Origin of the sequence: Streptomyces sp. NPDC059989, from assembly GCF_042736975.1 — a bacterium.
Lineage (GTDB): Bacteria > Actinomycetota > Actinomycetes > Streptomycetales > Streptomycetaceae > Streptomyces.
The window spans coordinates 1-6,247 of record NZ_JBHWUO010000115.1; the positions used below are offsets into that span (position 1 = coordinate 1).

General features: G+C 74.9%; 5 protein-coding genes and 1 pseudogene. 4 read left to right on the forward strand and 2 right to left on the reverse strand.

Translation table 11 applies throughout. The features are described 5' to 3' along the window. Nucleotides 1-86: 86 nt before the first annotated feature. Nucleotides 87-632: pseudogene (locus tag ACFWBN_RS39465) on the reverse strand (HXXEE domain-containing protein); the annotation flags it as partial. After that, the gene (locus tag ACFWBN_RS39470; RefSeq protein ID WP_385186613.1) at nucleotides 629-1,576 is read right to left on the reverse strand and encodes an AEC family transporter; all 948 of its coding nucleotides are present in this window, start codon (nucleotides 1,574-1,576) and stop codon (nucleotides 629-631) included. The pseudogene ACFWBN_RS39465 and the gene ACFWBN_RS39470, both read right to left, overlap by 4 nt. 84 nt (nucleotides 1,577-1,660) lie before the next feature. On the opposite strand from ACFWBN_RS39470, the gene ACFWBN_RS39475 reads away from it, so the two are divergent. From ACFWBN_RS39475 to ACFWBN_RS39490, 4 genes are all read left to right on the forward strand, one after another. Next, a complete protein-coding gene (locus tag ACFWBN_RS39475) occupies nucleotides 1,661-3,046 on the forward strand; it encodes a histidine kinase (RefSeq protein ID WP_385186616.1) in 1,386 nt (461 codons plus the stop codon). Further along, nucleotides 3,043-3,723: a response regulator gene (locus ACFWBN_RS39480; protein WP_385186619.1), complete on the forward strand. Its 681-nt coding sequence runs from the start codon at nucleotides 3,043-3,045 to the stop codon at nucleotides 3,721-3,723. Before ACFWBN_RS39475 ends, ACFWBN_RS39480 begins: the two co-directional genes overlap by 4 nt. A 128-nt stretch (nucleotides 3,724-3,851) precedes the next feature. Continuing rightward, nucleotides 3,852-4,895, forward strand: a complete 1,044-nt coding sequence (locus ACFWBN_RS39485) for an alpha/beta hydrolase (RefSeq protein ID WP_385186621.1) — start codon at nucleotides 3,852-3,854, stop codon at nucleotides 4,893-4,895. Then, on the forward strand, nucleotides 4,892-6,103 hold the full coding sequence (locus ACFWBN_RS39490; RefSeq protein ID WP_385186625.1) for an acyltransferase: 1,212 nt from the start codon (nucleotides 4,892-4,894) through the stop codon (nucleotides 6,101-6,103). The genes ACFWBN_RS39485 and ACFWBN_RS39490 overlap by 4 nt, the downstream gene beginning before the upstream one ends. Nucleotides 6,104-6,247 lie beyond the last annotated feature (144 nt).

Here is a 6,247-nt window from a genome sequence, read left to right on the forward strand (position 1 = left end):
GGGCTCCGCCCCGGACCCCGTACGTGCGCTCCGCGCCCGTGCCCGCAAACGCCGGGCGGGCTGAATTTCGGCGCCGCCCCGCGCCACCGCCGGGCCACGGCGTGCGCGGCGGCGGTGGCCGTGCCCGCGAGGGCCAGGCCCGCCAGCGCGTCCCGGGCCCGCGTGGGCCGCAGGACCCCGGCACGTCGCAGCCGGCCACGGGCCCAAAGGGTGAAGGGGACGACGACCAGGGGCGAGGTGACCACGCCCGGGGTGTAGCCACGGGTGGCGGCGGACTGCCCGAGGTGGACCAGCCCGTGCAGGCCGAAGCCCGTCAGGGCGCTCTGGTAGAACGCGGAACGCCCACCGGTGCGCAGCCCGTCGGCGGAGGCCGCGGCGACGACGAGGCCCATGAGGCCGACGGCGGTGGCGAACTCGCGCCCGTCCACGCCTTCGAGCCGCCGCCAGACCCGGTCGGGCACGCGGGGGTGGCGCTCGCGCAGGACAGGGACCCGGGTGCGGGACCAGCGTGCCATGGTGGCCACCTCCTCCAGGTCGTGCACGGCCCAGGCCGCCAGCAGGCCCAGAGTGGCGGTCGCGAGTAAGGGCGCGGAGCCGGGCCGCTCTTGGGCCGGCTGCTTCGGTTCGCTCATGAGGCCACAGTCTGCAACCAGAGGGGCAGCAACAGGAGTGATACGAGCGAGCTCTTGATCACAACGGAGGCGGAGAGTTCGACGCCCACGTCGTAGCGCTGGGCGAAGATGAACAGGTTCTGCGGGGTCGGCATGGCGGCGATCAGGACCAGGTACGCGAGCCACTCGCCCCGCACGCCGAACACCGCCCCGCACACCGCCCAGGTGAGCAGCGGGAACACCAGGCACTTGAAGCCGATGAGCGCCAGCTCCTCTCGGGTGGTGCCCCGCAGGTCCAGACCGATGCCGCCCAGGTGGAGGCCGAGGGCGAACAGGGCCACCGGGGAGGCGCTGTCCCCGACGAAGGCGGCTCCGTTCAGGACCACCGGGGGGACGTGCACCGAAAGCAGGTTGAGCAGGATCCCCGCGTTGCAGGCCAGGACCAGCGGGGTGGCGAGCGAGGCGCCGACCGCCCGGGCCAGCCGCCGCCCCGGGCCTCCCGCGGCGGGACCGGAGCGGCCCAGTTCCATCAAGGAGATGACGACCAGGGACAGCACGCACACCTGGAAGAGCAGGATCGGGAAGATCGGGGCCGCCGTCCCGAACACGGTGATGAAGACGGGGACGGCGAAGTAGGCGGTGTTCACCTGGACTCCCGCCATCACGCGCAGGGCCACGGCGCGCGGTTCCCGTACGCCGCGGGCGACCGCCGCGGTGGCCACGGCGGCCACCGCGAGGGCGGCCGCACCGGCGTAGCCGCCGATCGCCCGCCAGTCGAAGAGGGCCGCGAGGTCACCGGCGTAGATGTTGCCGAAGAGGTAGCAGGGCACGGCGAAGAGGAAGGCGTAGTCCGAGAAGGCCTTGGAGGCCTCGAGCGGGACGATCTTGCGGCGGGCGAGGAACACCCCGCCGCCGAAGGCCAGCAGTACCGGCACCAGCTTTTCCAGCGCGGCTGCCCCGCCCATGCGTACCGGCTCCCCCGTGATCGACCGGCGAGCAGCCTATCCGTACCGCGGATCCGGGTCCGAGGCGCATAGGCTGGTCCGATCATGAGCGACAAAGCCCGCCGCACCCGCCCCCGGCTGCGCCTCAGGACCCGCGAAGACACCCGGAGCCGCTCGGCCGGCGCGCCCGGCGCCCGGGTACCGGGCGCGCTGGCGCAGCTCGCGGTGGTGATGCGCACGCCGGCCCGGGCGGCCGAGCCGTTGTTCGCGCAGGCGCCCAAGACCTGGCAGCGGTGGCTGCCGTTCGGGGTCGTCGGCGTCTTCGTGGTGACGCTGCTGCCGGTGACCATCGCGGTGCTGACGAACGACTACGGGCTGGCCGGCGGTTGGTCGGGCGCGCTGGGGGTGGCGCAGACCGTGCCGCTGCTGCTCGCCGTGACCCGGCCGATGGCCGCCTGGGCGCTGATCCTGCTCACGGACACGATCGGCGCGCTGCTGCTGATCCATGCCGACGGGGTGGTCGCGCGCGCCTGGCCGTGGACCCCGATGGCCATCGTCGGCTATCTGGCGCTGATGGCCTGCCTGGGGCTGCGCGAGTCGATCCGGACCCTGGTCGGGGTGTGGCTGGCGACGGGAGCGGTCGGAGCGGTGCTCGGCTTCTCCCAGCCGAAGGGCTCCATGAACACCGCCGCCCTGCTGTTCGTGCTGGCCGGTGTGATGCTCGTGCTCACGGGGGCGCTGCGCGGGCTGGGCGACGCGCAGCAGCGGATCGCCGAGCAGGAGAGCATCAGCGAGGCGGAGCGGGCCCGGCGGACGCTGCTGGAGGAACGGGCCCGGATCGCGCGGGAGTTGCACGACGTGGTGGCGCACCACATGTCGGTGATCACCGTGCAGGCCGATTCGGCGCCGTACCGGCTGCCGGGCATGCCGGAGCCGGTGCAGGAGGAGTTCGCGGCGATCGCGGCCAGTGCGCGCGAGTCGCTGGGCGAGATGCGCCGGCTGCTGACCGTGCTGCGCGGGGACGGCGCGAACGGTGCGGACGGCGCCGACGGCGGCGGCGCGGGCACGCTGGCCCCACAGCCCGGCATCGACCGGCTCCAGCAGCTGGTGGAGGCGACCGTACGGGCCGGGCAGCCGGTGGAGTTGTCCCTGGCCACCGGCGCGGCCGAGGCGGCTCCGCCCGCCGTGGACCTGTCGGCGTACCGGATCGTGCAGGAGGCCCTCGCCAATGTGGTGCGGCACGCCCCGGGGGCGCGGACGCGGGTCTCGGTGACCGTCGACGAGGACGAGGTCCTCGTGCTCGTGGTCAACGGCCCGGCCAGGGACGCCGTGGTGGAGCTGGAGAGTTCGGGCACGGGCCACGGCCTGGTGGGGATGCGCGAGCGCGTACGGTTGACCGGCGGGACCCTGGACACCGGCCCGCTGCCCGACGGCGGCTTCCGCGTCGCCGCCCGCCTGCCCCTGAAAGCCGATACCGAGGACGCAAGTTGACCATCCGCGTGATCATCGTCGACGACCAGGCCATGGTGCGGGCGGGGTTCGCCGCACTGCTGTCGGCGCAGGCCGACATCGACGTGGTGGGCGAGGCACCCGACGGGCGGCAGGGGGTGCAGGTCTCGCGTTCCACGCACCCCGACGTGGTGCTGATGGACGTACGGATGCCGGAGATGGACGGGCTCACGGCCGCCCGGGAGCTCCTGGATCCCCCGCCCGGGGTGGTGCACCGGCCGAAGGTGCTGATGCTGACCACCTTCGACATCGACGACTACGTGTACGAGGCGCTGCGCGCCGGCGCCTCCGGCTTCCTGCTCAAGGACGCGCCGCCGGCCGACCTGATCGCGGCGGTCCGGGTGGTCGCGTCGGGCGAGGCACTGCTGGCGCCCTCGGTGACCCGCCGGCTGATCGCGGACTTCGTCCAGCAGCGCCCGGCGCCGCGCAAGGACCCGGCACTGCGACTGAACGGCCTCACCCCGCGTGAGACCGAGGTACTGGAACTCATCGCCCGCGGGCTCTCGAACCAGGAGATCGCCGGCCGGCTGGTGGTGGCGGAACAGACGGTCAAAACGCACATCGGCCGGGTCCTGGCCAAGCTCGACCTGCGCGACCGCGCCCAAGCGGTGATCTTCGCGTACGAGGCGGGCCTCGTACGCCCGGGCGACGCCGGCTGACCTCTTCTCCTCCACCCCCTACCGGGGTATGACATCCCGGTTGGCTCCACGGTCCGACGTGCGGGCCGGTACCTCCTTCCTACCTTCCTCCTCGTCACGAGGCTCGTCACGAGGAAGGGAGAAGGGGCATGCGCCGCTTCGGAAGGACGATGGTCACGGCCGCGCTGGCGGTGGCCGTCGTCGGGGGGACCGCGGGATGGGCCTCCGGCGACAGCCGGCGGGCGGTCACCGGGCCGCCGCCCGGGACCGCCGCCTGGCGGGCCGATACGGCCTCCGGCCGGGCGCTGCCCGATCCGGCGGGTGCGTCGCCGCGCGAGGTGGCCCGGTTCTTCGCCGGGCTGGACGAGGGCGCGCGCCGGGAGCTCGTACGGGCCCACCCGCTGGTCGTGGGCAATCTGGAGGGCGCGCCGCTCGCCCTGCGGTACGAGGCCAACCGGATCGCCGTCGCCGCGACGGGTGAGGCCCGCTACGCCTCCCTCGCCGCGCCGGACCGGCGGATCCTGGCCTTCGACCCGCGCGGGCGGGGGCAGGTCGCCGAGGTGTTCGGGGACCTGGAGCACGCCGAGCACGTTTCGGTGATCGTGCCGGGGTCCGACAACGACGCCACCGGCTACGACGCCGTGCGCAAGCCCGCCACCGGGCCGGCCGGAATGGCCCGGGCGCTGCGGGCGGCGGCCGGCGGCTCCACCGCGGTGATCGCCTGGGTCGGCTACACCACCCCGGTCGGGGTGGGCCTGGACGCGGCCGACGGCCGGCTGGCCGAGGCCGGGGCGGTGCGGCTGGCGCGGTTCACGCAGGGGCTGGACGCGGTGGGCGCCCCCGACCCGGTGCTGTTCTGCCACAGCTACGGCTCGGTGGTCTGCGGACTGGCGGCCCGGCACACGGACGCCACCGACATCGTGGCCTTCGGCTCCCCCGGCATGCGCGCCGACACCGCGGCCGGCCTGCGCACCGGCGCCCGGGTGTGGGCGGCCCGGGGGCCCTCCGACTGGATCGCCGACATCCCGAACGTCGAGTTCGCCGGGATCGGCCACGGCGCCGACCCCACCTCCGCGGCCTTCGGCGCCCGCCGGGTGCCGGCCGCCGACGTACAGGGCCACACCGGCTACTTCGCGGCCGGGACCCAGTCACTGGCGGCGTTCGCCGCGATCGCGAAGGGGGACGTCCGATGAGCGCGCTCACCGTGGTGAAGGGGACCGCCGACCGGATCGAGCGGCAGACCCCCGCCCACCGCGACCGGGCGATCGACGGGCTGCGCGCCCTGGCGCTGCTGGCCGTGCCGACCGGGCACTGGCTGCTCGGCGGGTTCACCCTCGACGCCGAGGGCGGGCTGCACAACGCCAGCCCGCTGTCGGCCTTCGGCGGGCTGGCCCCGGCCAGTTGGGTGCTCCAGATGCTGGGCATCTTCTTCCTGGTCGGCGGGTACGCCTCGGCGCTCTCCTTCCGGCGCCGCAAGGGGTCGACGGGGGCGTGGCTGAAGGGCCGGATGGCCCGGCTGGGGCGGCCGGTGCTCGGGGTGACCGCGGCGTGGGCGCTGGCCGCGCCCGTGCTGTACGCGGCCGGGGTGCCGGAGGCGACGCTGCGGACCGGGGCGACGCTGGTGATCCAGCCGCTGTGGTTCGTCGGGGTGTACGTGGTGGTGACCGCGCTGACCCCGTACTGCGTGCGGGCGGCCCACCGGCTCGGCGGCTGGGCGGCGGCGCCGCTGCTCGGGTCGGTCGCGGTGGTGGACTTCCTGCGCTACGGGCCACTGGCCGACTCCGTGCCGTCCTGGCTCGCGCTGGTGAACATCCTGCCCGGCTGGCTGTTCGCGTACCAGCTCGGTGTGTCCTGGGGCGAGGGGCGGATCGGGCGGCGCGGGGGCCGGCTGCTGCTGGTCGGCGGGGCGGTGCTGTTCGCGGCGCTGCTGGCGGTCTTCCACTACCCGGCGTCGATGGTGGGCGTGCCGGGTGAGGTGCGGACCAACTCGCACCCGCCGTCGCTGCTGGTGCTGGCTCTGGCCGCCACCCAGTCGGGTGCGGCGATCCTGCTGCGCGGGCGGCTGGCCGCCCTGCTGGCCCGGCCGGCCCTGTGGGCGCCGGTGGTCGTGATCAACCTGTGCGCGATGACCATCCTGTGCTGGCACCAGACGGCGATGCTGGCGGCGGCCGTGCCCGGTTCGTTCGTGGGCGGGCTGGCGGGGCTGACCACGGCGCCGGACAGCCTGGGCTGGATCGCGGCGCGGGTGGCGTGGATGCCGGTGTTCGCCGTCCTGTTGGTGGCCATCGCCCGCCATGCGCGGAGGTTCGAGGAGCCGTGGCGCAAGGCGACGGGCGTGCGGCGGACCGTGGCGGGGCTGCTGGCGGCCGGGTTCGCGGTGTTCGCGCTGGGGTTGGCGTAGGCGGGCACCGGGGGGGGCGGGGCCGAGGGGTACCAGGGCGGGGGTACCGGGGGGGCGGTGCCGGGGGCCGGTGCCGGGGGCGGGGTGGGGTGTCGTCCGGGACGGGCTTCGATGTTCGGCGCCCTGAGTTTGGTGGGATTGCGC